Origin of the sequence: Shimia biformata (assembly GCF_016888515.1) — a bacterium.
In the GTDB taxonomy this organism is placed as follows: domain Bacteria; phylum Pseudomonadota; class Alphaproteobacteria; order Rhodobacterales; family Rhodobacteraceae; genus Shimia_A; species Shimia_A biformata.
On the sequence record NZ_JAFEJK010000001.1, the window covers coordinates 2,230,008 to 2,254,954 of the forward strand.

At 63.4% G+C, this 24,947-nt stretch carries 23 protein-coding genes; 10 read left to right on the forward strand and 13 right to left on the reverse strand.

The features are described from left to right. Both pgl and zwf read right to left on the reverse strand, forming a co-directional pair. Positions 1 to 672 carry a 6-phosphogluconolactonase gene (gene pgl / locus JQ863_RS10915; RefSeq protein ID WP_204114297.1) on the reverse strand — a complete coding sequence of 224 codons (672 nt, stop codon included), beginning with the start codon at positions 670 to 672 and terminating at the stop codon, positions 1 to 3. Beyond that, a complete protein-coding gene (gene zwf, locus JQ863_RS10920) occupies positions 669 to 2,117 on the reverse strand; it encodes a glucose-6-phosphate dehydrogenase (protein ID WP_204114298.1) in 1,449 nt (482 codons plus the stop codon). The genes pgl and zwf overlap by 4 nt, the downstream gene beginning before the upstream one ends. A 175-nt stretch (positions 2,118 to 2,292) precedes the next feature. On the opposite strand from zwf, the gene JQ863_RS10925 reads away from it, so the two are divergent. Next, the gene (locus tag JQ863_RS10925; protein WP_204114299.1) at positions 2,293 to 3,234 is read left to right on the forward strand and encodes a radical SAM protein; all 942 of its coding nucleotides are present in this window, start codon (positions 2,293 to 2,295) and stop codon (positions 3,232 to 3,234) included. Here JQ863_RS10925 and JQ863_RS10930 read toward each other — a convergent pair. Continuing rightward, complete coding sequence (locus JQ863_RS10930) at positions 3,231 to 4,292, reverse strand: DUF2855 family protein (RefSeq protein ID WP_204114300.1); 1,062 nt, start codon at positions 4,290 to 4,292, stop codon at positions 3,231 to 3,233. The genes JQ863_RS10925 and JQ863_RS10930 overlap by 4 nt on opposite strands. An 81-nt stretch (positions 4,293 to 4,373) precedes the next feature. Further along, positions 4,374 to 4,643 carry an usg protein gene (locus JQ863_RS10935; RefSeq protein ID WP_204114301.1) on the reverse strand — a complete coding sequence of 90 codons (270 nt, stop codon included), beginning with the start codon at positions 4,641 to 4,643 and terminating at the stop codon, positions 4,374 to 4,376. A gap of 193 nt (positions 4,644 to 4,836) precedes the next feature. On the opposite strand from JQ863_RS10935, the gene gyrA reads away from it, so the two are divergent. Together gyrA and JQ863_RS10945 are read left to right on the forward strand one after the other, a co-directional pair. Then, positions 4,837 to 7,566, forward strand: a complete 2,730-nt coding sequence (gene gyrA, locus JQ863_RS10940) for a DNA gyrase subunit A (RefSeq protein ID WP_204114302.1) — start codon at positions 4,837 to 4,839, stop codon at positions 7,564 to 7,566. A 184-nt stretch (positions 7,567 to 7,750) separates the two neighbouring features. Continuing rightward, the gene (locus tag JQ863_RS10945; RefSeq protein WP_204114303.1) at positions 7,751 to 8,107 is read left to right on the forward strand and encodes a hypothetical protein; all 357 of its coding nucleotides are present in this window, start codon (positions 7,751 to 7,753) and stop codon (positions 8,105 to 8,107) included. A 3-nt stretch (positions 8,108 to 8,110) separates the two neighbouring features. On the opposite strand, the gene JQ863_RS10950 is transcribed toward JQ863_RS10945, so the two are convergent. The 5 genes from JQ863_RS10950 to JQ863_RS10970 form a co-directional block, all read right to left on the reverse strand. Further along, entirely contained in the window at positions 8,111 to 8,986 is an 876-nt protein-coding gene (locus JQ863_RS10950; protein WP_204114304.1) for a cation diffusion facilitator family transporter, read from the reverse strand. A 4-nt stretch (positions 8,987 to 8,990) separates the two neighbouring features. Beyond that, on the reverse strand, positions 8,991 to 10,685 hold the full coding sequence (locus tag JQ863_RS10955) for an AbgT family transporter (protein WP_204114305.1): 1,695 nt from the start codon (positions 10,683 to 10,685) through the stop codon (positions 8,991 to 8,993). A gap of 112 nt (positions 10,686 to 10,797) precedes the next feature. Further along, on the reverse strand, positions 10,798 to 12,273 hold the full coding sequence (locus JQ863_RS10960) for a carboxypeptidase M32 (protein WP_204114306.1): 1,476 nt from the start codon (positions 12,271 to 12,273) through the stop codon (positions 10,798 to 10,800). 3 nt (positions 12,274 to 12,276) lie between these two features. Beyond that, positions 12,277 to 13,428, reverse strand: coding sequence for a heme A synthase (gene ctaA, locus JQ863_RS10965; protein ID WP_204114307.1), 1,152 nt, complete (start codon positions 13,426 to 13,428; stop codon positions 12,277 to 12,279). A gap of 63 nt (positions 13,429 to 13,491) precedes the next feature. After that, positions 13,492 to 14,238, reverse strand: a complete 747-nt coding sequence (locus JQ863_RS10970) for an RNA methyltransferase (protein WP_204114308.1) — start codon at positions 14,236 to 14,238, stop codon at positions 13,492 to 13,494. 164 nt (positions 14,239 to 14,402) lie between these two features. On the opposite strand from JQ863_RS10970, the gene JQ863_RS10975 reads away from it, so the two are divergent. From JQ863_RS10975 to JQ863_RS10995, 5 genes are all read left to right on the forward strand, one after another. Further along, complete coding sequence (locus tag JQ863_RS10975; RefSeq protein ID WP_204114309.1) at positions 14,403 to 14,732, forward strand: TfoX/Sxy family protein; 330 nt, start codon at positions 14,403 to 14,405, stop codon at positions 14,730 to 14,732. A gap of 64 nt (positions 14,733 to 14,796) precedes the next feature. Next, entirely contained in the window at positions 14,797 to 15,417 is a 621-nt protein-coding gene (locus JQ863_RS10980) for a thiamine phosphate synthase (protein ID WP_204114310.1), read from the forward strand. Between the two features lie 34 nt (positions 15,418 to 15,451). Next, positions 15,452 to 16,345: a PfkB family carbohydrate kinase gene (locus tag JQ863_RS10985; protein ID WP_204114311.1), complete on the forward strand. Its 894-nt coding sequence runs from the start codon at positions 15,452 to 15,454 to the stop codon at positions 16,343 to 16,345. Continuing rightward, positions 16,342 to 17,253: a pseudouridine-5'-phosphate glycosidase gene (locus JQ863_RS10990; protein WP_204114312.1), complete on the forward strand. Its 912-nt coding sequence runs from the start codon at positions 16,342 to 16,344 to the stop codon at positions 17,251 to 17,253. The genes JQ863_RS10985 and JQ863_RS10990 overlap by 4 nt, the downstream gene beginning before the upstream one ends. A gap of 81 nt (positions 17,254 to 17,334) precedes the next feature. Then, complete coding sequence (locus tag JQ863_RS10995; protein ID WP_204114313.1) at positions 17,335 to 18,018, forward strand: DUF502 domain-containing protein; 684 nt, start codon at positions 17,335 to 17,337, stop codon at positions 18,016 to 18,018. Between the two features lie 93 nt (positions 18,019 to 18,111). Here JQ863_RS10995 and JQ863_RS11000 read toward each other — a convergent pair whose 3' ends face one another. Next, entirely contained in the window at positions 18,112 to 18,885 is a 774-nt protein-coding gene (locus JQ863_RS11000) for a 3-hydroxybutyrate dehydrogenase (protein WP_204114314.1), read from the reverse strand. Positions 18,886 to 19,268: 383 nt separating this feature from the next. Between JQ863_RS11000 and JQ863_RS11005 the strand changes: the two genes are divergently transcribed. Further along, entirely contained in the window at positions 19,269 to 21,020 is a 1,752-nt protein-coding gene (locus JQ863_RS11005; protein WP_239113266.1) for an extracellular solute-binding protein, read from the forward strand. 103 nt (positions 21,021 to 21,123) lie between these two features. Here the strand turns inward: JQ863_RS11005 and JQ863_RS11010 are convergent, their stop codons facing one another. From JQ863_RS11010 to JQ863_RS11020, 3 genes are read right to left on the reverse strand one after another with little or no spacing between them, the layout of a single operon-like run. After that, a complete protein-coding gene (locus JQ863_RS11010; protein WP_204114316.1) occupies positions 21,124 to 22,473 on the reverse strand; it encodes a cytochrome P450 in 1,350 nt (449 codons plus the stop codon). Then, positions 22,470 to 23,717 carry a lipase family protein gene (locus JQ863_RS11015; RefSeq protein ID WP_204114317.1) on the reverse strand — a complete coding sequence of 416 codons (1,248 nt, stop codon included), beginning with the start codon at positions 23,715 to 23,717 and terminating at the stop codon, positions 22,470 to 22,472. The genes JQ863_RS11010 and JQ863_RS11015 overlap by 4 nt, the downstream gene beginning before the upstream one ends. Before the next feature lie 51 nt (positions 23,718 to 23,768). Then, positions 23,769 to 24,521, reverse strand: a complete 753-nt coding sequence (locus JQ863_RS11020; protein ID WP_204114318.1) for a cytochrome c biogenesis CcdA family protein — start codon at positions 24,519 to 24,521, stop codon at positions 23,769 to 23,771. A gap of 116 nt (positions 24,522 to 24,637) precedes the next feature. On the opposite strand from JQ863_RS11020, the gene JQ863_RS11025 reads away from it, so the two are divergent. Continuing rightward, positions 24,638 to 24,874 (forward strand): sulfurtransferase TusA family protein, encoded by a 237-nt coding sequence (locus JQ863_RS11025; RefSeq protein ID WP_204114319.1) that lies wholly within the window; start codon positions 24,638 to 24,640, stop codon positions 24,872 to 24,874. The last annotated feature ends 73 nt before the right edge of the window (positions 24,875 to 24,947 follow it).

Genomic DNA, 24,947 nt, shown 5'->3' on the forward strand with positions numbered 1-24,947 from the left:
TTACTTCGCCCAATGAATAACTGCGCCGTCCAGAACGGCATGGATCGGAGCCTCTTCCGGCGGCAGGTGAAGCGCGGTTTCAATTGCCTTGCGCTTGTCCTCGCCGGTGATCACGACATGTTTGCGGATCGCCCCGTTCAAGACGCGCGCCGACAGGGTGATGCGGCGGTCCGGCAGGTCGTCGCGGCGGATGGGAACAAGGATCGGCGCATCCTCGGCCAGCGCCTGTTCCAGCCCCTCGGCGCCGGGGAACAGTGACGCGGTGTGCATGTCCGCGCCCATGCCCAGAAGCAGCACCGCAACGGGCAGTTCCGGGGCGATCTGGCTTTCGACCTCGGCCAGAACCTCGTCCGCGCTATGGGCCGGGGTATAGAGCGGCAGGAACCGCGCCGCCGCCGCCCGCGCCGTGATAAGACGGTCCTTGACCAGCCGCGCGTTCGAACGTTCGTGATCCTCGGGCACCCAGCGTTCGTCGGTCAGAACCACATCCACCCGGTCCCAGTCGATGTCAGCCGCACAAAGCGCGTCAAAGATCGGCCCCGGCGTGGTCCCGCCGGGCACCGCCAGAAGGACACGATCCTCGTGCCGCAGCGCATCCGCCAGATCCGCCGCCAGCCGTTGTGCAAGATCGATCGCAAGGATGTCGCGATCGGCATAGGTTTCGAATTTCATTGGCCGATACTCCGCCATTCACGGCCGTCGCGACGGATCAGGAGCGATGCGTCATCCGGCCCGTTTGTAAAGGAATCATAGGGTTTCGGGACGTCGCCGCGCGCCTCCCAGCCCTTGATGATGGGATCGGTCCAGGCCCAGGCGGCCTCGACCTCGTCATTGCGCATGAACAGGGTCTGGTTGCCCCGGATCACGTCCATGATCAGCCGTTCATAGGCATCCGGCGCGTCCGCCTCGGGCCCCAGCGCCTCGGCGAAACTCATGTCCAGCGGCACGTCGATCAGCCGCATGCCGCCCGGCCCCGGTTCCTTGATGGTCACATCCAGCGTGATGCCCTCATCGGGCTGCAACTGGATCGTCAGCTCGTTGTTGTGACGCCCGGAATCGGGACCAAAGATCGAATGCGGCGCGTCCTTGAACACCACGGTGATCTGGCTGTCGCGCGCCTTGAGCCGCTTGCCCGTGCGCAGATAGAACGGCGTCCCCGCCCATCGCCAGTTCGACACATGGGTCTTGATGGCGATGAAGCTTTCGGTTTTCGATCGGTCGTTGCCGACGTCCTCGCGATAGCTTTTGACCCCATCGGCGGCCGTGTACTGACCCCGGATGATGTGATGCGGCTGGACCGGTTCCAGCGCGCGGATGACCTTCAGCTTTTCGTCGCGCACCGCGTCGGGGTCGAATTTCGCAGGCGGCTCCATCGCGATCAGGCACAAGAGTTGCATCAGGTGGTTCTGCATCATGTCGCGCATCGCCCCGGCGCGGTCATAATAGGCGCCGCGCCCGCCAACACCGACGGTTTCGGCGACCGTGATCTGGATATGGTCGACATATTGCGCGTTCCACAAGGGTTCGAACAGCATGTTGCCGAACCGCACCGCCATCAGGTTCTGGACGGTTTCCTTGCCCAGGTAATGGTCGATCCGGTAGATCTGGCCCTCGTCGAAATACCCCGCCAGTTCCCGGTTCAGCGCCCGCGCCGAATCGAGGTCATGACCAAAGGGTTTTTCCACCACGATCCGGGACTCGCTGTCGGCCAGCCCCGCCGCCTGCAGCCGCCGGGCAATATCCCCGAACAGGCTTGGCCCGACCGAGAGGTAAAACGCCCGGATACGCCCCGGTTCCAGCATGTCGGCCAGTTCCTGCCAGCCGTCTTCGCCCAGAACATCGACGCGGACATAGTGTATTTGCTGAAGAAAGGCGGAAATAGCGCTGTCATCGCCGGGAACGTCCAGATGTTCCTTCAGCGCCGCGCGCACCTCGTCACGATAGCCCGCATCGCCAAGGTCGCCACGCGCCACGCCGATCACCCGGCTGGGCGACGGCATCTGGCCCGCGCAGAAGCGCTTGAACAGCGCAGGCAGGATCTTGCGCCGGGCCAGATCCCCTGTCCCGCCGAAAATGATCAGGTCGAATGCCTCGACCGGGATGATCCGAGAAACCATGTCAGCCCCTGCTCCAAGCCCCGAATTCAAAGGGCCGTGCGTGGCCCCGGCAAAATGTTAGCGCAAACATACACAGTTTCGCCCGGTTCACAACTGTGTCAATCGCCACGGGGCGGGTTTTCTTCCGCGCCCGTCGAAGTTAGCTGTTTTTGACAAAGTCGATCCGGGGAGAAGTATGAAGGATACCGCCAATCACGGCAAGTTTCGCGACCCGTACGTGACCGCCGACGGGGATCAGCGCGCCTCGGTGGCGCTGAGCGATCCGCAGACGCTCTGGTTCAATACCGGGACGCTGTGCAACATCGAATGCGTGAACTGCTATATCGAAAGCAGCCCGACCAATGACGCGCTTGTTTATCTGTCGGCGGATGAGGTGGTGGGCTTTCTGGACCAGCTTGAGGCGCGGAACTGGCAGGTGCGCGAGATCGGGTTTACCGGCGGCGAACCCTTCATGAACCCCGAGATGATCGACATGGCGCGGCTGTCGCTGGAACGCGGATACGAGGTTCTGATCCTGACCAATGCCATGCTGCCGATGATGCGGCCAACGGTGCAGACCGGGCTTCTGGCGCTGCGGGACGCCTACGGCGACAAGCTGACCCTGCGGGTATCGCTGGACCACTGGTCCGCCCCCCATCACGACGCGCTGCGCGGCGCGGGCGGGTTCGACAAGACCCTGCGCGGCATGGACTGGCTGTGCGACAACGGGTTTCACATGGCCGTCGCGGGGCGCAGCATCTGGGAAGAAACCGACGCCGACACCCGCGCCGGGTTCGCGCGGCTGTTTGCCGACCGGGGCTATGACATCGACGCCTTTGATCCCGGCCGTACCGTGATCTTCCCCGAGATGGATGAAACTGTCGAAGTTCCAGAAATTACAACGGCTTGCTGGGGTATCCTCAACAAGTCGCCAAGTGATGTCATGTGCGCCTCGTCGCGCATGGTGGTCAAGCACAAGGGCGCCAAAAAGCCCAGCGTGATCGCCTGCACCCTGCTGCCCTACGATCCGCAATTCGATCTGGGCGAAACGCTTGAGCAGGCCGAGCGCGACGTCATGCTGAACCACCCCCATTGCGCCAAGTTCTGCGTTCTGGGCGGGGCCAGCTGTTCCGCCTAGAGCGTGATCACATGGCCGTCACGCGGGTTGGCGCGGCCCGACGCCAGCGCGTCATAGACCGGCCCGACCGCGTCGATCCCGGTATGATGGCGCAACTCCATCCACGATCCCGCATCCGCCGCCAGCCGTTTCCAGGCCGCTGAAATCCGGCGCTCGATCTCGCCCGGTCCCCAGTCGGCGCGGCGTTTCTCGATCTGCGCCGGGGCAAAGAAGAACTGCGGGCGCGGCCCGGCCAGCACCTGTTTCGGGTTGAACTGGTCCCAATGGCTGGTGCCGACAGCCGCGGAATGGCGCAGGAGGTCGTCAAAATGGGCATGCAGCCGCTGTTTCACATCCGCATTCCCGGCCATGTCGACATAGACAGACGGCACCCGGTCCAGCGTTTCGATGTCGTCATAGGTCACCACCTGATCGCAGGTGCCCAAGCCTTCGACAAAGGCGCGGTTCCGGTCGCTGGTCAGGCCCACCACCTTCACCGGGCGGTCCGCGATTTCCGACAGATAGGCGCAGAGCCCAAGACCTGTTTTGGATGAGGAAGACCCGACAATTACTTGTTCTGCCTCAAAAAACGCATTGTCCTGCAACCAGTCCGAGATCAGATAGGACGTCGCAAGCAACGGTTGCAGCAGCGCCTGTACCCCTTCGGCATCCGCCTCGCCCTCGCGGACCTCGACATAGCGGTTATAGACCGGCGGCAACTCGGCGCGATGGGGTGCGCGGTCGGTGACGACTTTGCCCGTCCGTTCCGGCAGCATCACCAGTTCCTCGGCTGGCGGCCAGAAGCCATAAAGCCGGGTGCCCACCGTCAGGTCATCGCTGCGGCTTTCGACAACCTCGGCAAAGCCCCAGACCGGCACCAGCCCCTGCCCGTCGATCCCGGTGGGAAAGAAGCTCCAATAGCCGATGGCAAAGCCGGACGCGGCATAGGTGACATTATTGGCCGTCAGCGCAAACCGCCGGATCGCGGCCCGTGCCTCACCGTCCTTCAGCGGCGGTGACGGCTGTTCGTCCATGGATGTCTGCGCGATCTGCGCCTGTGTGACCAGAAACCGTTTCATCAAACCCTCCCGTTTTGCCGCCAACTCTAGCGGCAAAATCGGCAAGGGCGATCAAAACCCAAAGGGACGTGGCGTCAGCGGTCAGTGAATTTTGAACTCGCCCACCACGTTGCGCCATTCACCGGCGGACACCAGCTTGCGATGGGCAAACCGCACCGAATGCAGCGGCCCGTCCAGTTCGCGTTGCCAGAACTCGATGAATTCGAACATCTTCGGGTAATCCGGCGCCAGGTCATACTCCTGCCAGACATAGCTGTTCAGGACATGAATGTGATCCGGCATGTGATAGAAGAACTCGGCCGTGGTCACGCCCCAGCCCTTCAGAAGCAATTCCGTTTCGCTCCTCTCCATTTTGGCGTCTCCTTTACTGCTCATAGGGAAATGCTAGGCAGGGTGAAATTAATTTTCAACAAAAACAGTATGTTGGCACTCTGTTCGGGGGGCTGCCAATATCGTCGGACTTGTGACGTTGCACCCCATATCCTGCCTCTGATATAAGCATGGCAACAAGATATGGACGGCAAATAAGAAGCGAGCAATCCACGTGAACGACACGCCGGAAACCCCTGAAAACGAAGAAGAAACCACGCCAGAGCGTATGCACCACGATGGCCCCTCGGTGACCATCGAGGAAGAGATGAGCGCCAGCTATCTCGATTATGCTATGTCGGTGATCGTCAGCCGCGCCATTCCCGACCTGCGCGACGGGTTGAAACCGGTGCATCGGCGCATCCTTTACGCGATGCACGAAACCGGCAATGGCCATGACAAGCCCTATCGCAAATCGGCGCGGCCCGTCGGCGACGTCATGGGTAAATACCACCCCCACGGCGACAGCGCGATCTATGACGCACTGGTGCGGATGGCGCAGGATTTCTCGATGTCGCTGCCGCTTCTGGACGGTCAGGGCAACTTCGGATCGATGGACGGCGATAACCCGGCGGCCATGCGCTATACCGAGGTGCGGATGGACAAGCCCGCCGCCTTCATGCTGGCCGATATCGAGAAGGAAACGGTCGATTTTCAGGACAACTACGACGGCAAGGACCGCGAACCGACGGTCCTTCCCTCGCGGTTTCCGAACATGCTGGTCAATGGCGCCGGCGGTATCGCCGTGGGTATGGCGACCAACATCCCGCCGCACAATCTGGGCGAGGTCTGCGACGCGACGCTGGCGCTGATCGACGACCCGGACCTGACCTCGGAACAGCTGATCGAGTATATTCCCGGACCCGATTTCCCCACGGGTGGCATCATGCTGGGACGGTCCGGCGCGCGGAAGGCTTATCTGGAAGGGCGCGGCAGCGTCATCATCCGCGCCAAGACCCGGATCGAGGAGATCCGCAAGGACCGCTGGGCGATCGTCTGTGACGAGATCCCCTATCAGGTCAACAAGGCCACGATGATCGAGCGCATCGCCGAAGCCGCCCGCGACAAGAAGATCGAGGGCATCGCCCATGTTCAGGACGAATCCGACCGCAACGGCGTGCGGGTGGTGATCGAGCTGAAACGCGACGCGACGGCGGATGTGGTGCTGAATCAGCTGTTCCGTTTCACGCCGATGCAGACCTCGTTCGGCTGCAACATGCTGGCGCTGAACGGGGGCCGTCCCGAACAGCTGACCCTGCGCAAATTCCTGACGTCTTTCATAGACTTCCGCGAAGAAGTTGTTGCGCGCCGCACGGCCTATGACCTGCGCAAGGCACGCGAACGCAGCCACATCCTCTGTGGTCTGGCGGTGGCGGTTTCGAACGTCGATGAGGTGGTCGCGACGATCCGCGCCTCGGCCGATGCCGCAGAAGCCCGCGCCAAGCTGATGGAGCGGCGCTGGCCTGCCGCCGATATCGTGCCCTATCTCAAGCTGATCGACGATCCGCTGCACCCGGTGAACGATGACGGCACCTATAACCTGTCCGAGATTCAGGCCCGCGCCATCCTTGAACTGCGCCTGCAGCGCCTGACCCAGATCGGGGTCAAGGAAGTCACCGACGAGTTGGAAGACCTGGCAGGCAAGATCAAGGAATACCTTGAGATTCTCGGCTCTCGTGAACGGATCATGGGCCTGATCGCCGATGAGCTGCGCGAAGTGCGCGACCAGTTCGCCGTCCCGCGCCGCACCGAGATCGTGGACTGGTCCGGCGACATGGATGACGAGGACCTGATCGAACGCGAGGACATGGTCGTCACCATCACCTCGGGCGGTTACATCAAGCGCACGCCCTTGGCCGATTTCCGCGCCCAGAAGCGCGGCGGCAAGGGTCTGGCGGGGATGCAGACCAAGGAAGAGGACGTGGTTACCACGCTGTTCGTGGCCAACACCCATACGCAGCTTTTGTTCTTCACCACCGATGGCATGGCCTACAAGCTCAAGACATGGCGTCTGCCGCTGGGCAGCCGCACGTCGAAGGGAAAGGCCATCGTCAATATCCTGCCAATCCCCACAGGTGTTTCGATCGCGGCGATCATGCCGGTCGATCGGCCGGAAGAGGAATGGGCAGATCTTCAAATCGTCTTTGCAACCTCCGCCGGGGATGTGCGCCGCAATGCGCTGTCGGATTTCACCAACGTGATGCGCAACGGCAAGATAGCCATGGACCTGCCCGAAGGCGTGGAACTGGTGAATGCCCGTATCGCGTCAGAGGATGATGATGTCATGCTGGTGACGGATTCCGGCCGCGCGATCCGCTTCCGCACCACCGATGTGCGCGTGTTCAAGGGCCGCAAGTCGACGGGTGTGCGCGGCATCCGGCTGAACGGTGATGACCGGGTCGTGTCGATGTCCGTCATCCACCATTTCGAAGCGACGCCAGAGGAACGCGCGGCTTACATCAAGATGCGCCGTGCGGTGGCCGGGCTGACCGATGAGGCCGAGACGGATGAGGATGACGTCGTCGCAGGCGAACTCAGCCAGGAACGCTATGCCGAGATGTCGGCGGCGGAAAACCTGATCCTGACCATCACCTCGGGTGGCGCGGGCAAGCTCTCCTCCAGCCATGACTACCCGGTGCGCGGACGTGGCGGCCAGGGGGTCGCGGCAATGGACAAGGCGATGCGCGGCGGCGCGCTGGTGGCGTCTTTCCCGGTCGAGATGGATGACCAGATCATGCTGGCCACCTCGAAAGGCCAGTCGATTCGGGTGCCGGTTGACGGGATTTCCTTCCGCTCGCGCTCGGCTGGCGGGGTCAAGGTGTTCAACACCGGCAAGGGCGAAGAGGTCGTGTCGGTCGCGCGGATCGCCGATCAGGGCGACGAGGACGAGGGCGGCGAAGAGTAACCCCTTGCGATATGCGAACATGAGGGCGGTCCGCTGGGCCGCCCTTTTCTTTTTGGATGGACTGCCCGGTTTCGCCAGACCGCGGCCCGGGTTGATGCCCGCGCCCGGCGGCTGATAAAAGTCAAGGTTTGCGCCCTTTGCGGGGGATAAGCTGCACGCAACATGTCAGATAATGGAGCCCTCCATGCGCCCTGCCCGCCTTGCCCTGCCCCTTGCCCTTTTGATCGCGCCCCCGGTCATGGCCGCCGAACTGACCGGCCCCGACCTTCTGACGGCAATCAGCGGCAAGGCGTTTGACTGTGTTCAGGGAGAGATCCCGCTGACATGGACCATCGCCCCCGTCGCCCCGGACGCCGAGACCGTGCCCTATACCGCCGTGGTGCGCGGCAAGACGGTGGAGGCGGAGTATGAGGTGACCCCCGAGGGGCGGCTGACCTCGGACGGCTATGGCGACGCGCGGACGGTCGATCGGTCAGAGGATGGCGCGCTGACCGTCACCCGCGCCGATGGCCGCGTCATGGTCTGCCGCGAGGCGGAATAGGCGTTACGCCGGGTCCTTGTGGATCAGGATGTCGACCTGCGGATAATCGGCGATGATGCGCCGTTTCAGCCCGGCGGCAATCTCATGCGCGTCATGCAGCGACAGGGTGCCGTCGATCTCGACGTGGAAATCCAGAAACACCCGGCTGCCAGAGGTGCGCGTGCGCATGTCGTGATGGCCAAGGATGCCGGGATAGGCGGCGATGATCTGTTCGATTTCGCCGACAAGGTCCTGATCGGCGTGGCGGTCCATCAGCGCGTCCCACGCCCCGCGCAGGATTTTCAGCGCGCCAAAGGACAGAACCCCCGCCGCGATCAGCGCCACAAGGCTGTCGAGCCCGGTGATCCCGAACCGCGCCGACACCCACAGCGCCAGCACCGCGCCCAGATTGGGCAAAAGGTCGGCGACATAATGCAGGCTGTCCGCCGCGACGACCCGGTTGCCGGTCCGCGCCGCGACATAGCGCTGCCAGATCACCAGCGCCCCGGTCAGTGCGATCGACACGGCCATGATGGTGATGCCGAAGGATTCGGCGCTCAGTTCGACCGGCTCGGATGACAGGAAGCGGCGCACCGCCAGCACCACCAGCCCCGCCGAAACGCCGATCAGGAACAGCGCCTGCCCCAGCGCGGCCAGGTCTTCGGCCGAGGAATGGCCAAAGGCGTGGTCGCGGTCGGGCGGCTTGGCGGCATAGGCGATGGCGGCCAGACCCGCCGCCGAGACCAGAAGGTCCAACGCACTGTCGGCCAGCGTCGCGGCAATCGCCAGCGACCCGGTTTCCGAAAGCGCCCAGATCTTCAGCACGATCAGCACCAGCGCCACAGAGACCGAGGCGATGGCGGCGGACAGGCTGAGGCGGGTGTTGTCGGCCCGTGTCACGGGATCAGGGCCGGGCAAAGAACACCTCTGCGCCGGGTCCAAGCGGCAGGCCGAGGAAGGCCCAGACAAGGAACAAGAGCGTCCAGCCGATCATGAAGGTGATCGAGACCGGCAACATCAGCGACACCAGCGACCCGATGCCGAACCCCGGTCGGTATTTCGCGCCAATGGTGATGACAAAGGCGAAATAGGCCATCAGCGGCGTGATGATATTGGTGCTGGAATCGCCGATCCGATAGAGCATCTGCGTCGCCGCCGGGGAAATCCCCACGGTCATCATCACCGGCACGAAAATCGGCGCCAGAAGCGCCCATTTCGCCGAGGCCGACCCCATGAACAGGTTGATGAATCCCGACAGGACAACAAAGCCGCAGATCAGGACAATCGTGCCAGAGATGCTGTCGGCGGGCAGCGCCTCAAGCGCGGCGGCGCCCTTGACGGCGATCAGGATGCCTATGTTGGAGGCGTTGAAATAGGCGATGAACTGCGCCATGAAAAACACCATGACGATAAACCCGGCCATGGCGCGGGCGGCGGTCTCCATCGCGTGAACGGCGTCGGTGCCGCGTTTGAAGGCGCCCGAGGCAAAGCCGTAGACCAGACCGGGGATCAGGAAGAACAAAAACAGCAGCGACACGATGACCTGCGTGCCAAAAAGCGGCGCATGGGTGAAGCTGACAGCGCCGAACCGGGCTTCGATGGCGGCCACCTGCTCCGCTGGCAGGCTGGCGGTGGACAGTACCCCCAGAAGCGGAAGCCCGCTTTGAACCGGCACGGCCATCCACACCACCACGGCGACAAAGCCAAGCGCGGCAAGACCGGCGCGGCGCAGGGCGCGGCGTTCGGCGTCGGTTAGGGCCTCGGGCGTGACGGGGATCTCGGCATCTTCTGGCGGCGCATAGCGGCCAAGATGCGGCTCGACCACCCGTTCGATCACCCATGTGCCCAAGAGGACCACCAGCACGGTCGACACGATCAGGAAGTAATAGTTCATCGTGGCGATGTTCATGGTCTCGGAAAACTCGGTCCCGATCAGCCCGTCTCCGATTGCCGCCGCCTGTTGGGTGAAGCCCCCCAGAAGCGGATCCATCGACGACACCACGAGGTTGGCGGAAAAGCCCCCCGACACGCCGGCGAAGGCCGCGGCAAGCCCGGCCAGCGGGTGACGGCCCAGCCCCCAGAACACAATCGGCCCCAGCGGGATCAGCACGAAATACCCGGCGTCGGCGGCGATATTGGCCAGCACCCCGGCGAAGATCACGGTTGGCGTCACCAGCCGGCCCGGCACGCTGACCACCAGCTTGCGGATCGTCGCCCCGATCAGGCCGCCGTTTTCAGCCACCCCGATCGCCAGCATGATCACGACAACCATGCCAAAGGGGGCAAAATTGATGAAATTCGGCGTCAGGGTCTCAAGGACATAGGTCCAGCCGCTGGAATAGGTCGCCACCACCGCGCCGTTGCGCGGGTCCTGGATCGAAACCGGCCCGTTGCCCAAAAGGTTGTTGATCGGGAACTGGCCGGTGGCGGTCTCGGCGACGGTGCCAAACGCCGCAAGCACCGCTGTCAGCACCAGCACCAAAAGCGACAGCCCGGCAAACAACAATGTCGGATGCGGCAGCCTGTTGCCCAGCCTCTCGACAAAATCCAGCGCCTTTTTCAGGCTGCGCCGCTCTTTCATATCGCCTGCGTCCGTCATGACCACCTGTCCAAACCAAGGCCCCCTGCCCATGCGGGCAGTCTGGGGCAAACCAATTACAAGTCAACGCGCATCCCGCCCGGACTTGCGGCGGGAGCGTATACACACCGGGTCAAAGCCCGTAGATCGCCCGGAACTTCGTTTCAAGGTAATCCAGCAGCGGCGCCGGGCTGGGCGCCATCCCGCTGGCATGTTCGATTGTGTCGCGCGGGGGACGCAGACCGCCGTGGGTCTGCAGATTGTCCCGCAACCAGCCGGTCGCCTGTGACGTGTCACCGGCGGCAAGCTGTTCGTCCAGATCCGGCACCGCCTTGCGCAGGGCCTCGTGCAGGCAGCCAGCATAGACATTGCCAAGGCTGTAGGTCGGGAAATAACCAAACAGCCCGACCGACCAATGCACGTCCTGTAGAACCCCGTTCGAGGGCTTGTCGACGGCATAGCCGAAATCGGCGGCAAACCGGTCATTCCATGCCGCCTCAAGGTCGTCGACTTCAAGGTCACCCGACATCAGGGCGCGTTCCAGATCGAACCGCAGCATGATATGCAGGTTATACTGCACCTCGTCGGCCTCGGTGCGGATATAGCCCTGATGTACCCGGTTCACCGTGCCATAGAAGGCATCGGCATCGGCAATGCCAAAATCGCCGAACTGGTCGCGCATCTGTTCATAAAGCCAGCCGGTAAAGGCGCGGCTGCGGCCGATCTGGTTTTCATAGATGCGGCTCTGGCTTTCATGCACCCCCATCGAAACGCCCTGCCCGACCGGAGTCAGAAGATAGGCGCGGTCGATATTTTGTTCATAGGCGGCGTGGCCGACCTCGTGAATGGTGGAATAGAAACAGTTGAACGGGTCCAACTCGTTGGTGCGGGTGGTGATGCGCACATCAAGCCCCGACCCGGACGAGAACGGATGCACCGCCTTGTCCACCCGACCGTGGTTCATGTCATAGCCGAAACTGCGCGCCAGTTCGCGGGACAGCTGCATCTGCTTGCGCGCCGGAAAGACATGGGCCAGCGCGCGCGGGCCGGATTTTTCCAGCACCGCCCCCCGCAACGCCACCAGACGGGGGCGCATTTCGTCGAACATGGCGGCCAGTTCGCTGGCTTTCATGTCCGGCTCATAATCGTCGATCATGGCGTCATAGACATCACCGCCATTGGCCAGCGCCTGACCTTCCTGCCGTTTCAGCGCCACGACCTCTTTCAGCACGGGCAGGAAGGCGGCGACATCCTCGGCGGCGCGGGCCTCGGCCCATTGGCCTTGCGCCCGGCTGGTGACCTTGGCGATTTCCGAGGCAAGATCGGCGGGAACTTTCATCGTGCGGTCATAGGATTTGCGGATCAGGCGGACCTGCGCGGCCGCGGCCGGATCAAGCGCGCCCTCGTCCACCGCCGACAGCCATTCGCCCACGCGCGGATCGGTGCGGCGGGCATGCAGGACCGCTTCCATCGCGGCCATTTCCTCGGCCCGCTGCGGCGCGGCCCCGCGCGGCATCACGGTTTCCTGGTCCCACCCAAGGCGGCCCGCCACCTGCGCCAGCGCCTCGGTCTGGTGCTGGAAAGCCATCAGTTCGTCATATGCGGACATGGATTATCCCTTTCGGATGGATTGCGGCAGCGGGAAACGCGACAGGAACCGCGCCCGCAGGATCAGCGACCAGACCAGTACCGCCATGATCTGGTGAACGATGGCGATATGAAGCGGCGCGGCGTAAAGCACGGTCACGATGCCAATGACGATCTGCACCAGCAGCGCGGCAAAGGCGGCGTTGAAGGCAAAGCGCGTCCCGCCATTGGCGGATTTGCGGCCGCGCAGCCAGACCACCACGGCAAAGGCCAGCAACAAATATCCCCAGACCCGGTGAATGAACTGCACCAGACCGGGGTTTTCAAACAGGTTGCGCCACGCCGGTTCCAGCGCCGTCGGGTCGGGCGGGATCACCTGCCCGCCCATCAGGGGCCAGTCGGTATAGCTGCGGCCCGCGTCGATCCCGGCAACCAGCGCCCCCAAGAGGATTTGCAGGAAGGCGGCGTGCAACAGTCCGGTGGACAGCGAAAACAGCTTCGCCTCGCCGCCGCGCCGCGCCTGCATCAGGTCGCGCTCGGACCGGCCCAGCAACAGGATATACCAACCGATGAAGCCGAGGATCACGAAGGCCAGCCCCAGATGCACGGCCAGACGATAGGACGCGACCGAGATCATGCCCTCGCCCTGCGTCACGCCGGACGCCACCATCCACCAGCCAATCGCGCCCTGAAGCCCGCCAAGCGCGCCGATCCCGACCAGACGCGGCACCCAGCCAGCGGGAATCTGGCGACGCAGAAGAAACCACGCAAACCCAAGGAACCAGACCAGGCCGATGGCGCGGCCCAATTGCCGATGCCCCCATTCCCACCAGTAAATCTGTTTGAAATCAGAGAGTTCCATCCACTGGTTCTGGATCGCCCATTGGTCGATCTGCTTGTACTTGTCGAACTCGGCCTGCCATGCGGCCTGATCCATCGGCGGGATCGCCCCGGTCACGGGTCGCCATTCGGTGATCGACAATCCGCTGTCGGTCAGCCGGGTCAGCCCGCCCACTGCAATCATCAGCACGACCAGCGCAAACAGAACCATCAACCAGCCCCGGATCGCGCCCCGCGCGCCGCCTGTGCCGCGGTCGATCACGCCCCCCTTGGGGGCTTCGGCCTGTTTCTTGTCACCGTCACTGACGTCTTCAAAGATACTGCGCTTCTGGCTCATCGCATTTCCTCTGCTTTGCGGCGGAGACTAGGGCCGCGCGGCACCGGCTTCAAGCCGATGCGCTCACTCGTCGCGGGCTTTCCAGCGCACCATCTGGCGCATGACCCCGTGCAACATCTGCACATCCGCCCGCGTCAGCGGCATCCGGCTCCAGAGATTGCGCAGGTTCAGCTTCATGCCCTCGGCCTTTTCCGGCGGGAAAAAGAACCCGGCCTCGTCCAACCGCCCCTCGTAATGTTCGGCCAGCTTCTCGATCTCGATCTGCTCGGCCCAGTCGGATTTGCCCATCTCGACGGTTTCCGCCACCACATCTGCCGTCTGTCGCCGCCATTCATAGGCGGTCAGCAACACGCATTGCGCCAGGTTCAGCGACGCGAACTCGGGGTTCACCGGGACCGAGATGATGGCATTCGCCTTGGCGATGTCGTCGTTTTCCAGACCCGAACGTTCCGGCCCGAACAGGACAGCCACCTTTTCGCCCGCGCCGATCTTCTCGGCCGCGATCTCCATCGCGCGTTCCGGCGTGACCACCGGCTTGGTCAGCCCGCGCGACCGCGCGGTGGTGGCAAAGACATAGGAACAATCCGCCAGCGCATGCGCCGTTTCGTCAACCAGCATCGCCTCATCCAGAAGCCGCCCCGCACCGGATGCCATGGCGATCGCCTTCTGGTTCGGCCAGCCGTCGCGCGGCGCGACGATCCGCATCCGGTCCAGTCCGAAATTCCACATCGCCCGCGCCGCGCCGCCGATGTTCTCGCCCATCTGCGGGCGCACAAGCACAAAGGCGGGCTGGGCTTTGTCGGTGGGCATGGCGCACTCCTGTTTACAGTCGCGCCGCTCTTACCTGCCAATGCCACAGGCGACAAGGTTAACCGCCGCGCGCGCCTTCTTTCTTGCCCAAATACTCAAACCCGACAGTGCCCCTTGGCGAAACCTCCGCCCCCTGCCATGCTGGCAGAAAACAGGAGGGCACCATGGCTTATGACGAAGGGCTGGCCTCGGTCCTGCGCGATGACCTGATCGGGCGCGACGGGATCAGCGAGAAAAAGATGTTTGGCGGGCTGTGTTTCCTTGTGAACGGCAACATGCTGTGCGGCGTCTCAAAGGCGGGCGCGATGTTCCGGGTCGGCAAGGAGAACGAGGCCGCCGCCCTTGCCATCGACGGCGCACGCGAGATGGATTTCACCGGCCGCCGCATGGGGGGCTTCATCGAGGCCGACGACGACTTGATGGGGGATGACGACCGCCGCGCACAGATGCTGGCGCTGGCGCTGGATTTCGTCGGACCGATGCCGCCGAAGTGACATTTGCATTTCGCGGTCAAGTCGATATAGCAGCCCTCAACAAACCCGAAACCCGGAGCAAATCATGGCCGAGTCCGAACTGCCGCAGATCTACCTGGTGACCCCGCCCGAGATCGAACTCAGCCGCTTTCCCGACATGCTGGCGCGGGTGCTGGATGCAACCGAGATCGCCTGCCTGCGCCTGCAACTGGCCACGCGGGACGAGGACCGGATCGCCCGCGCCGCCGATGCCTGCCGCGAGGTCGCCCATGCCCGCGACGTTGCCATCGTGATCGCCGAACATATGCTGATGGTGGAACGGCTGGGGCTGGATGGGGTGCATCTGGGCGATGCCGCCCGCTCGGTCCGCAAGACCCGCAAGGAACTGGGTGACGACGCCATTGTCGGCGCCTTCTGTGGCGCGTCGCGGCACGAGGGCATGAACGCAGGCGAAGCCGGTGCCGATTACGTCAGCTTCGGCCCCGTCGCGGCCACGCCGCTGGGCGATGGCACGATTGCGGAACGTGACCTGTTCCAGTGGTGGTCCGAGATGATCGAAGTCCCCGTCGTCGCCGAGGGCGCGCTGGACGACACCCGCATCCGCGACCTGACCCCGGTCACCGATTTCTTTGCCATCGGCGACGAGATCTGGCGCCACGACGATCCGGTTGCCGTCCTTGCCACCTTGCAGGCCGCGATGCGCTGACACATTCGGCATGTCCCTGCGCGGAGGCCCTGACATGACAGACCAGCCAGACATCCTCTGTATCGGCAGCGTCCTCTGGGACGTGATCGGCCGCGCGCCCAGCCATATGCGGCAAGGCTCGGACGTGCCGGGCCGCATCACCCGCCTGCCCGGTGGCGTGGCGATGAACATTGCGATGACGCTGTCGCGCTTTGGCCTGCGCCCGGCGCTGCTGACCGCCATTGGCCGCGACCCGGAAGGTGAGGAGCTGATCACCGCCTGCCGCGAACTGGGCATGGACACAACCCATGTCTACCGGTCCGCCGACCTGCCCACGGATCGTTACATGGCGGTCGAGGGGGCCAACGGGCTGATCGCCGCCATTGCCGACGCCCATTCGCTGGAAGCGGCCGGGGACAAGATCCTGCGTGCGCTGTTGCAGGGTCCGCTTGGCACGACCGAGACCCCCTATCAGGGGCTGGTGATGCTGGATGGCAACCTGACCCAGCGGCTTCTGGAAAACATCGCCCAGAACCCGGCCTTCGCGCTTTCCGACCTGCGCGTCGCCCCGGCCTCGCCCGGCAAGGCCACCCGGCTTCTGCCCTTCCTGACCCACAGGCGCGGGGTGCTTTACGTGAACCTCGAAGAGGCGGGTTATCTCTGCCAGGCCGAGTTCACCAGTTCGGCCGAGGCTGCCGAGACGCTGTTGAAACGCGGCGCAAAACGGGCGCTGGTCACCGATGGTGGCAAATCCGCCAGCGACGCCACCGCCGACGGTGTCATCACCCGGCAACCGCCCGAAGTGCTAGTCACGCGCGTCACCGGCGCGGGTGACACTTTCATGGCGGCCCATGTCGCCGCCGAAGCAGATGGCGCACCCCGCGTCGCCGCACTTGAGCGGGCGCTGTCGGCCGCCGCCAAATACGTATCAGGATTGGACGCACAATGACCCTTTTCACCCTGTCGCCCGAGGTAGCCACCGCCATCGACGCGGGCAAACCCATCGTGGCGCTGGAAAGCACGATCATCACCCACGGCATGCCCTGGCCGCAAAATGTCGAGATGGCCCGCAAGGTCGAGGATGTGATCCGGCAGGGCGGCGCAGTGCCCGCAACCATTGCGGTGCTTGAGGGCGAGTTGTGCATCGGCCTGACCGATGACCAGCTGATGCAACTGGCACAGGCCAAAAATGTCGCCAAGCTGTCCCGCGCCGACCTTGCCGTCTGCATGGCAACCGGCGGCAATGGCGCAACCACCGTTGCAGCCACGATGATCGCCGCGCATCTGGCCGGAATCGCGGTCTTTGCCACCGGCGGCATCGGCGGCGTGCATAAGGGTGCCGAAGACAGCTTTGACATTTCCGCCGACCTTGGCGAACTGGCCCAGACCCCGGTGACGGTGGTGGCAGCCGGGGCGAAGGCGATCCTCGACCTGCCCAAGACGCTGGAAGTGCTGGAAACCGGCGGCGTGCCGGTGATTGTCGTCGGGCAGGACGAATTGCCCGCATTCTGGTCGCGCCAGTCCGGGCTGGCCGCGCCCCTGCGCCTTGATACCGCGGCCGAGATCGCCGCCGCCCACCTGAAACGCGCCGCGCTTGGCATCCCCGGTGGCCAGCTGATCGCCAACCCGATCCCCGCCGCGCATGAAATCCCCCGCGACCAGATGCTGCCGGTGATCGAGCAGGCCACATCCGAAGCCGAGGCCAAAGGCATCGCCGGAAAAGAGGTTACACCCTTCCTTCTGGCCCGGATTTTCGAGATCACCGAGGGCCGCTCGCTGGCGGCAAATATCGAACTGGTCCTGAACAATGCCCGGCTTGCGGCGGAAATTGCCTGCGAAATGGTCAAACAGGGTTGAAATATTGACGCCCCGCCCGGTTCGAGATTGAACGCAGGGTTCCAATTGCTTACCTAGGGCAAAGACACTCGCAGGACTCCGATGACCACCCCGTTTGACGAAAAACCCCGCCGCCCAGGACTGTTCGCGCGTCTGCGTGCCAGTTTCCTGACGGGCATCGTCGTCATCCTGCCCGTGGCCCTGACCATCTGGCTGATCTGGACGCTTGCGGGCTGGGTCGACGGGTTTGTCCTGCCGCTGATTCCGGAAACCATCAAGCCCGAGAAATACATCGGCATCAACCTGCGCGGCGTTGGTGTGATCATCTTCCTGATCTTCACCATCATCGTCGGCTGGATCGCCAAGGGGCTGCTCGGGCGGTCGCTGATCCACTGGGCCGAAGGGCTGGTCAGCCGCATGCCGGTGGTGCGCTCGATCTATTCCGGCGTGAAACAGATCGCCGAAACCGTTTTTGCCCAGACCGAGCGCAGCTTTGAAAAGGCCTGCCTGATCGAATACCCGCGCAAGGGCATCTGGGCGATCGGCTTCATTTCGACCGATGCCAAGGGCGAGGTCAGGGACCGCGCCACCACCGCCGGCGACCTTGTCGGTGTCTTTGTCCCGACCACGCCGAACCCGACCTCGGGCTTCCTGCTGTTCTTCCCCAAGGAAGACGTGATCGAACTGGACATGACGCTGGAAGACGCTGCCAAGCTGGTGATCTCGGCCGGGCTGGTCTACCCGAACAAGAAAGACCCCCGAAAGCCGCTCGAGAAAAAGGCCTGATCGCCCTTTTCCTCTTGCCAAAAATACCTCGGGGGAGGCTTGAAAACGAACCGTTTTCAAGCCGGGGGCAGCGCCCCCTTATCCCTGTTTACATCAAAGCGCGGTCCAGCCGCCATCCACCGAAATCGTGGTGCCGGTGATCTGATCCGCCGCAGCCGAACACAGGAACACGGTGGTGCCGCCGATCTGTTCGACCGTGGCGAATTCTTTTGACGGTTGCCGGGTCAGCATGACGTTCTTGACCACGTCTTCGCGGCTCATGTTGTATTCGCGCATGGTGTCGGGGATCTGCGCCTCGACCAGCGGGGTCAGCACGTAGCCCGGACAGATCGCATTGGCGGTGATCGCCTCTTGCGCGGTTTCCAGCGCCACGGTCTTGGTCATGCCCACAACCCCGTGCTTGGCCGCGATATAGGCCGATTTGAACGGCGACGCGGTCAGACCGTGGGCCGAGGCGATATTCACCACCCGGCCCCAGCCGCGTTCCCGCATATAGGGCAGCGCCGCGGCGGTGGTGTGGAAGGCCGAGTTCATGTTGATCGCGATGATCGCGTCCCATTTCTCGACCGGAAACTCGTCGATTGGCGCGACATGCTGGATACCGGCGTTATTGACCAGGATGTCACAGCCGCCCGCGTCCTTAACCAGGTCGCGGCAGGCATCGCCCTTGGACATGTCGGCCTGGATATAACGCGCGGTGACGCCGAACTCTTCCGCGATCGAGGCCGCCAGCGCGTGATCCTCGTCCCGGTTGGTAAAGCTGTTCAGAACCACATCCGCCCCGGCCCGCGCCAGTTCCCGCGCAACGCCAAGCCCGATCCCGGAATTCGACCCTGTGATGATCGCGGTTTTGCCTTTCAATGACATGTCTGCCCCCTTCAAGATTCTTGTCGGGCGCATCCTATCATGCTGCAGGCGCAACATAAGGGGACAAACTGCCCTTACGTATTTCCACCAATGGCTGGCCGGGGTGGGGTCGACGCCCGGACACTGCGCACCCCAAAAAAAACCCCGGCCGAAGCCGGGGTATAGTCATTGAGGCAGGTTTCATACAGGCAAGAAACCTATCGAGCAGTGCCACCTTTATAAGCAATCCCTCGCTCTGATCCAAGCTAAAAGTTTGATAAGGCTTGAAACCCTCGTTAGCTTGGCGGCCAACAAAACAAGGCAAGAGCGGGATTGTACCGGATATGACACCACATTGTTTCACCCCGAAACGGATGCTCTCGGCGCTGACAGCCGTGATTCTTATGGCTGGAACGGCGGTCGCGGAACCGGCGCACGGGATCGCGATGTATGGTGCGCCCGCGCTTCCCGCCGATTACACCGCCCTGCCCTATGCCAACCCCGATGCCCCCAAGGGCGGGCGAATTGTCTGGGGGAACACCGGTGGATTCGATTCGCTGAACCCGTTTGTGCTGAAAGGGAACGTGCCGTGGCAGATGCGATTCATCGCCTACGAATCGCTGATGGGCCGATCCTGGGACGAACCCTTCACCCTTTACGGGCTGCTTGCGGAAACCGTCGAGACCGGGCCAAACCGCGAATGGGTCGAGTTCACGCTGCGCCCCGAGGCGCGGTTTTCCGATGGCAGCCCGGTCACCGTCGAAGACGTGATCTGGAGCTACGAAACGCTGGGGACAGAAGGCCACCCGCGCTACCTGGGCTTCTGGGGCAAGGTCGGGAAGATCGAACAGACCGGCGAACGGTCCGTGCGGCTCACGTTCAACACAGAGGATCGCGAACTGGCGCTGATTGCCGGGCTGCGTCCGATCCTGAAAAAGGCGCAGTTCGAGGGCAAGGCGCTGGACGGCGACCCGCTGCGCGACATTCCCATCGGCACCGCGCCTTACGTGGTCACCGATGTCGATCCCGGCCGTCAGGTCACGCTGAAACGCAACCCCGATTACTGGGGCAACGACCTGTCGTTCCGGCGCGGCACCCACAATTTCGACGAAATCCGCATTGATTTCTATGGCGATGGCGACGTGCAATTCGAGGCGTTCAAGGCAGGCGAACTCAGCTTTATCCGCGAGTTCAACGCCGAAGCCTGGGCATCGCGCTATGACTTCCCGCGCGCGCAGGCGGGCGATGTCATCAAGACCGAGATCCCGCATCAGAAACCCTCGGGCATGACCGGGTTTGCCTTCAACACCCGCCGCGCACCGTTTGACGATATCCGCGTGCGCGACGCGCTGATCCATGCCTTCAACTTCGAGTTCATCAACGACACGATGACCGGATCGCGCCAGCCGCGCATCACGTCCTATTTCTCGGGCTCGCAACTGGCTTATGGCGAAGGCGCGCCCGAGGGTGCCGAACTGGCGCTGCTGCAAACGCTGGAGGATTTGCCGCCGGGCACGCTTGAGGGATACGGGTTGCCGCAATCCGATGGCTCGCTCAGGAACCGCAGGAACATGCGCAAGGCGGTGCAGCTTCTTGAGGACGCGGGCTGGTCGGCCGAGGGCGGCACCCTGCGCAATGCCGCCGGGGACCCGTTCCGCATGGAAATCCTGCTGCGTCAGGGCGACCAGCAAGACAAGGCGATCATGGACCTTTACGTGAAATCGCTGGAACAGCTTGGCATCGACGCCACCGTCACGCTGGTCGATGACGCGCAGTTCACCGAACGCGAAACCGCGTTTGACTATGACATGATCGACTATCGCCGCTCATTGTCGCTGAGCCCCGGCAATGAGCAATGGCTTTACTGGGGACAGGAATCGGCGACGCAGAACGGATCACCCAACCTTGCCGGGGTCGCGTCCCCGGCGGTGGACGCGCTGATCGACCGTTTGCTGACCTCGGAAAGCCATGAGGATTTCGTGACCACCGCGCAGGCACTGGACCGGGTGCTGACCGCCGGGCGCTACGTGATCCCGATCTGGCAGTTCTCGGTGGGGCGGATTGCCCATGTGAAAGAGCTGAAACACCCCGACTATATCCCGATCTATGGCGACGGGGTGGACTGGATGCCGGGTGTGTGGTGGTGGGAGGATTGAACTGAAATCTTGCGCGTCCGGCAACGCCGGACAGCCCCCGACCGCCCCCATGGGCGGGGGCTTCACCCCCACCCGCGGTCGGGGGCTGTCCGAACCGAATCTCCTACCGCCTTTCCAACCGCAACCATATCCCCTTGTCCGAGCGCACGGTCAGATGCGCCACCGGCATCGGGTCCCGCCCCTCGACTCGGGTGACGCGGTAAGCCGCAAGCAGTTTCGACAGGATCAGCGGCCCCTCGACCATGGCGAACCCGGCCCCGGTGCAGACCCGTGACCCAGCGGAAAACGGGACATAGGCGTCGCGCATGCAGGTCTTGCCGTTTTCAGTCCCCCAGCGCGTCGGGTCGAACCCGTCCGGGTTGTCCCACAGCCGTTCGTGGCGGTGCAGGTGCCAGGGCGAGATCACCATCTGCGAGCCCTTCGGCACATCCCGGTCCCGGAAGTGTTCAGGACAGGTCGCCTGCCGCACCATCATCGGCACCGGCGGGTAAAGGCGCAGCGCCTCGCGAAAGACATCGCGGCTGAGGCGCAGTTTCGGCATGACCCTGAAGTCACAGCCCTCAAGCGCCGCCGCCTCTTGCGCCACCTTCTCCTGCCAGTCTGGATAAAGCGCCATCAAGTAGAGCGTCCAGGCCAGCGCCGAGGCGCTGGTTTCATGGCCCGCCAGAAAGAAGATCGCCACCTGATCGACCATCTCTTCGGCGCTGAACGTCTCGCCCGTTTCGGGGTCGCGCGTGGTCATGATCTTGGTCGCCAGATCGTCGGGCGCGGTGCCCGCCGTGATTTCGGCCATGCGCTGATCGGTCAGCTGCGCGATCAGGGCGCGGATGGATTTGGCTGTCGCCCGCGTGTCCTTGCGGAAGAACCGCGGCATCCATTTCGGCAGCGGCACGAAAGCGGCGATGTTCAGGATCGGCTGGCTGCGCTGATACTGGCGGAACTGGGAAAACACCTGCCCCGCGACCTCGTGTTCGATCGGGATCGAAAACAGCGTGCGAAAGATCACATCCGCCGCCGCATGGCTGGTTTCTTCCTCGATCTCGACCGGCGCGCCGGTCCGGTGCGCCAGCCGCGCCACCATCGCATCCGCCGCCTGCCACATGGCCGGAAACGTGTCGCGCAGCCGCCCGCCTTCAAAGGCCGGGTCGATGATGCGGCGCTGGCGTTTCCAGACCGCGCCATTTGTCAGAAAGACCGAGTTGCCCAAGAGGGGCCGAAGCCCCTCGCTCACCCGGCCCGATTTGGGGAAATCGTCGGGGCGATCCTTCAGAACGGTTTTCACCAGATCGGGCTGGTTCAGCAGGAAAGACCGGAAGAACGGCGTCCTGAACTCGGCCATCCACGCCCGGTAAAGCCGCGCGGGCTGGGCCGACAGGATGTCCTGCCGGAACAGGCGCACATAGCGCAATAGCGACACGCGGTCTTCGCGAGAGGGGGGCTTGGGCGGGATCATGAGACCGAGGTGTATTTGTTGAGCGGCTTGGTCAGGCGCGATTTTGACGGTTTGCGGTCGGCAAAACGCGCAGCCAGCGTCTGCGGCCCGGCGGTCACGCGGAAATAGTCATAGTCGCCAGGACTGCCGGGAAGATTGTCGAAGGCGCAGAGATACTGGAAATGCAGCCGGAAGAAGCGCCAGCGCAACTCTTGCCAGCGCGCCGGGCTGAGGGTCTGGGTAAAAGCGGCCGAGATCACCAGCGGCCAGCGCTGATCCGGCGGCGCAACACCCGAGACCGCAACGGGATCGCAAAGCGCAAAGGCGCAACCATCCCCCGGCGCGGTGACGTCGATCCAGGTAAGGTCATCGCACGTCGACAGGAACCGCAAATCCGCCCTCAGCCGCGTGGCATCCGGCAGGAAGGACACCATCGGCACCACCTGCCCCAGCGACAGGAACCCCAGCGCGGGGCCATCCGGGGGCACCCGTCCCGCCCGGATCAGGTTGGAAAGAACCGACACCGCCAGATGCGCGCCCGAGGAATGGCCGACAACCAGAACCTCATCCGCATCCGTGGTCAATGCGGCGGAAATGGCATCGGCGAACTCTGCCATGCGCGCCTCAAGTTCCGGCGGGTTGGCACCGCGCGTCCGGGCGCCATAGGCGTAGTCATGCATCAGGTAATAGGCAAAGAACCTGCCATCCTGCCGCCGGAACCAGCGCAGGATCGCGATGAACAGGATCGCGCCGACCGTCCAGCCCGCAAGCGACGACACCAAGGGCGGAAGGATCGACGGGCTGGCCCAAGTGACGGCCTTCGCCATGCCCATTGCCGCAATCGCCGCAATCAGCGCCTGAAGGATCAGAAAGCCCACCGGGTAAAGCGCGGCAATCACCGGCCCTTTTCGTAAGCGCATCAGCCGCCACAGCGACCCGGTCGACATATAGGTCCAGGCGGTGCGCAGAAGCTGCCAATAGGTCGCGCCGATCCCCTGTTCCATGCTGTCGCGCACGATGTCGGACCAGACCAGAACCTCGATATCGGCCTCGGTTTCATGGCCTTCGATCCTGCCGTGAACATGCCAGCCGAAAGCGCCGCCAGAAGGTTTCGGCGACAGCGACACCTCATAGCCCGATATCTTCGCCTGATCTGCGCCTTCCGTGCGATAGAGTTCCCGATACCGGCGCGGCGGAATCGGGTCGTAGCCGGGGATATAGAACACCCGGCGCCGTTTGACGGTTGTGTTGGACTGGTCGCTCATCCCTGCCTCGTTTGCCCCATGATACCAAGGGATTGGGGCATGAACAGGGCCTTATCCAAGCGTCGCGAGGGCGGGGAAGGTTTCCAGAAGCCAATAGGAAAAGGCCGAAAAGCCGCCCGTCAGCATCAACAGGCCAATGGTCCACAGCAACAGGCCCATCACCCGCTCGATCTGTTCCATGTGGCGCTTCATCCAGCCCATCACCCCGCCAAGACGCGGCAGGAAGGCGGCGACCAGCAGGAAAGGAATGCCCAGCCCGGCGGCATAGACCGCCAGAAGCATCGTCCCTCGCGCGACCGAGCTTTCGGAGGCCGCCAAGGACAGGATCGCGCCCAGTTGCGGGCCGATGCAGGGGGTCCAGCCAAAGGCGAAGGCCAGGCCAAGGATATAGGCGCCAAAGGCGCTGCCACCCTGATCGCCGACATCCAGCCGCGCTTCGCGGTCAAGGAAACCGATCCGGTAAATGCCGATGAAATGCGCCCCGAAGATCATCACGAGGATGCCCGCAACCGTGTTGAACCAGCTTTGATACTGCAGGAACATCGTGCCAATGGCCGAGGCCGTGAACCCCAGAAGCAGGAACACCGTCGACAGCCCCAGCACAAAGAACAGCGCGGCAAACAGTGCCTTGTTGCGCCCGGTTTCGCCCCGGTTCAGATCGTTCAGCGACACCCCGCTCATATAGGCCAGGTAGGGCGGCACGATGGGCAGGACGCATGGGGACAGGAACGAGATCACGCCGGCAGTCAGCGCAATCAGCAGGGCGGGCAGAAGGCTCGCGTCGATGATATCGAATCCGAACATGAAACCGCTTTAGACCATGGATCGGCAAAGGTCACGGGGCGCGGTTGTCACATCCCCGTGCCCCCCTTGAAACAAGCCTGTGGACAGGGCGAAACCCAGACCCTATCTGTCGAAACATGAGTGACGACATCCATGATGAGATTGACGCGATCGGGCTGTTGTGCCCCCTGCCCGTCCTGAAACTGCGCAAACGTCTGAAAGCGGTGGCGCCGGGGGCTGCGGTGCGGCTTCTGGCCGATGATCCTGCCGCCATCGTGGACGTGCCGCATTTCTGCAATGAAAGCGGCCATTCCCTTGTGACGTCTTGCGAAAATGATGGCACGCTGGAGTTTGTCGTGCGCCGCAAGGCCTGACGCCCCCACCTGATCTGCCCCCTTTTACCACAACGAAAAACGCCGCCGGGCGATCCCGACGGCGTTCTTTATT

Excerpts from the sequence above, each read along its gene's own strand:
- zwf (WP_204114298.1), bottom strand. The coding sequence starts at position 2,117 with ATGGTTTCTCGGATCATCCCGGTCGAGGCATTCGACCTGATCATTTTC.
- JQ863_RS10980 (WP_204114310.1), top strand. The coding sequence starts at position 14,797 with ATGGCCGAGTCCGAACTGCCGCAGATCTACCTGGTGACCCCGCCCGAG.
- JQ863_RS10930 (WP_204114300.1), bottom strand. The coding sequence starts at position 4,292 with ATGAAACGGTTTCTGGTCACACAGGCGCAGATCGCGCAGACATCCATG.
- JQ863_RS10955 (WP_204114305.1), bottom strand. The coding sequence starts at position 10,685 with ATGACGGACGCAGGCGATATGAAAGAGCGGCGCAGCCTGAAAAAGGCG.
- JQ863_RS10945 (WP_204114303.1), top strand. The coding sequence starts at position 7,751 with ATGCGCCCTGCCCGCCTTGCCCTGCCCCTTGCCCTTTTGATCGCGCCC.
- JQ863_RS10935 (WP_204114301.1), bottom strand. The coding sequence starts at position 4,643 with ATGGAGAGGAGCGAAACGGAATTGCTTCTGAAGGGCTGGGGCGTGACC.
- JQ863_RS11000 (WP_204114314.1), bottom strand. The coding sequence starts at position 18,885 with ATGTCATTGAAAGGCAAAACCGCGATCATCACAGGGTCGAATTCCGGG.
- JQ863_RS11005 (WP_239113266.1), top strand. The coding sequence starts at position 19,269 with ATGGCTGGAACGGCGGTCGCGGAACCGGCGCACGGGATCGCGATGTAT.
- JQ863_RS11015 (WP_204114317.1), bottom strand. The coding sequence starts at position 23,717 with ATGAGCGACCAGTCCAACACAACCGTCAAACGGCGCCGGGTGTTCTAT.
- JQ863_RS10975 (WP_204114309.1), top strand. The coding sequence starts at position 14,403 with ATGGCTTATGACGAAGGGCTGGCCTCGGTCCTGCGCGATGACCTGATC.
- JQ863_RS10925 (WP_204114299.1), top strand. The coding sequence starts at position 2,293 with ATGAAGGATACCGCCAATCACGGCAAGTTTCGCGACCCGTACGTGACC.
- JQ863_RS10990 (WP_204114312.1), top strand. The coding sequence starts at position 16,342 with ATGACCCTTTTCACCCTGTCGCCCGAGGTAGCCACCGCCATCGACGCG.
- JQ863_RS10970 (WP_204114308.1), bottom strand. The coding sequence starts at position 14,238 with ATGCCCACCGACAAAGCCCAGCCCGCCTTTGTGCTTGTGCGCCCGCAG.
- JQ863_RS10985 (WP_204114311.1), top strand. The coding sequence starts at position 15,452 with ATGACAGACCAGCCAGACATCCTCTGTATCGGCAGCGTCCTCTGGGAC.
- JQ863_RS11020 (WP_204114318.1), bottom strand. The coding sequence starts at position 24,521 with ATGTTCGGATTCGATATCATCGACGCGAGCCTTCTGCCCGCCCTGCTG.
- JQ863_RS10960 (WP_204114306.1), bottom strand. The coding sequence starts at position 12,273 with ATGTCCGCATATGACGAACTGATGGCTTTCCAGCACCAGACCGAGGCG.
- JQ863_RS11025 (WP_204114319.1), top strand. The coding sequence starts at position 24,638 with ATGAGTGACGACATCCATGATGAGATTGACGCGATCGGGCTGTTGTGC.
- JQ863_RS10995 (WP_204114313.1), top strand. The coding sequence starts at position 17,335 with ATGACCACCCCGTTTGACGAAAAACCCCGCCGCCCAGGACTGTTCGCG.
- ctaA (WP_204114307.1), bottom strand. The coding sequence starts at position 13,428 with ATGAGCCAGAAGCGCAGTATCTTTGAAGACGTCAGTGACGGTGACAAG.
- JQ863_RS11010 (WP_204114316.1), bottom strand. The coding sequence starts at position 22,473 with ATGATCCCGCCCAAGCCCCCCTCTCGCGAAGACCGCGTGTCGCTATTG.
- pgl (WP_204114297.1), bottom strand. The coding sequence starts at position 672 with ATGAAATTCGAAACCTATGCCGATCGCGACATCCTTGCGATCGATCTT.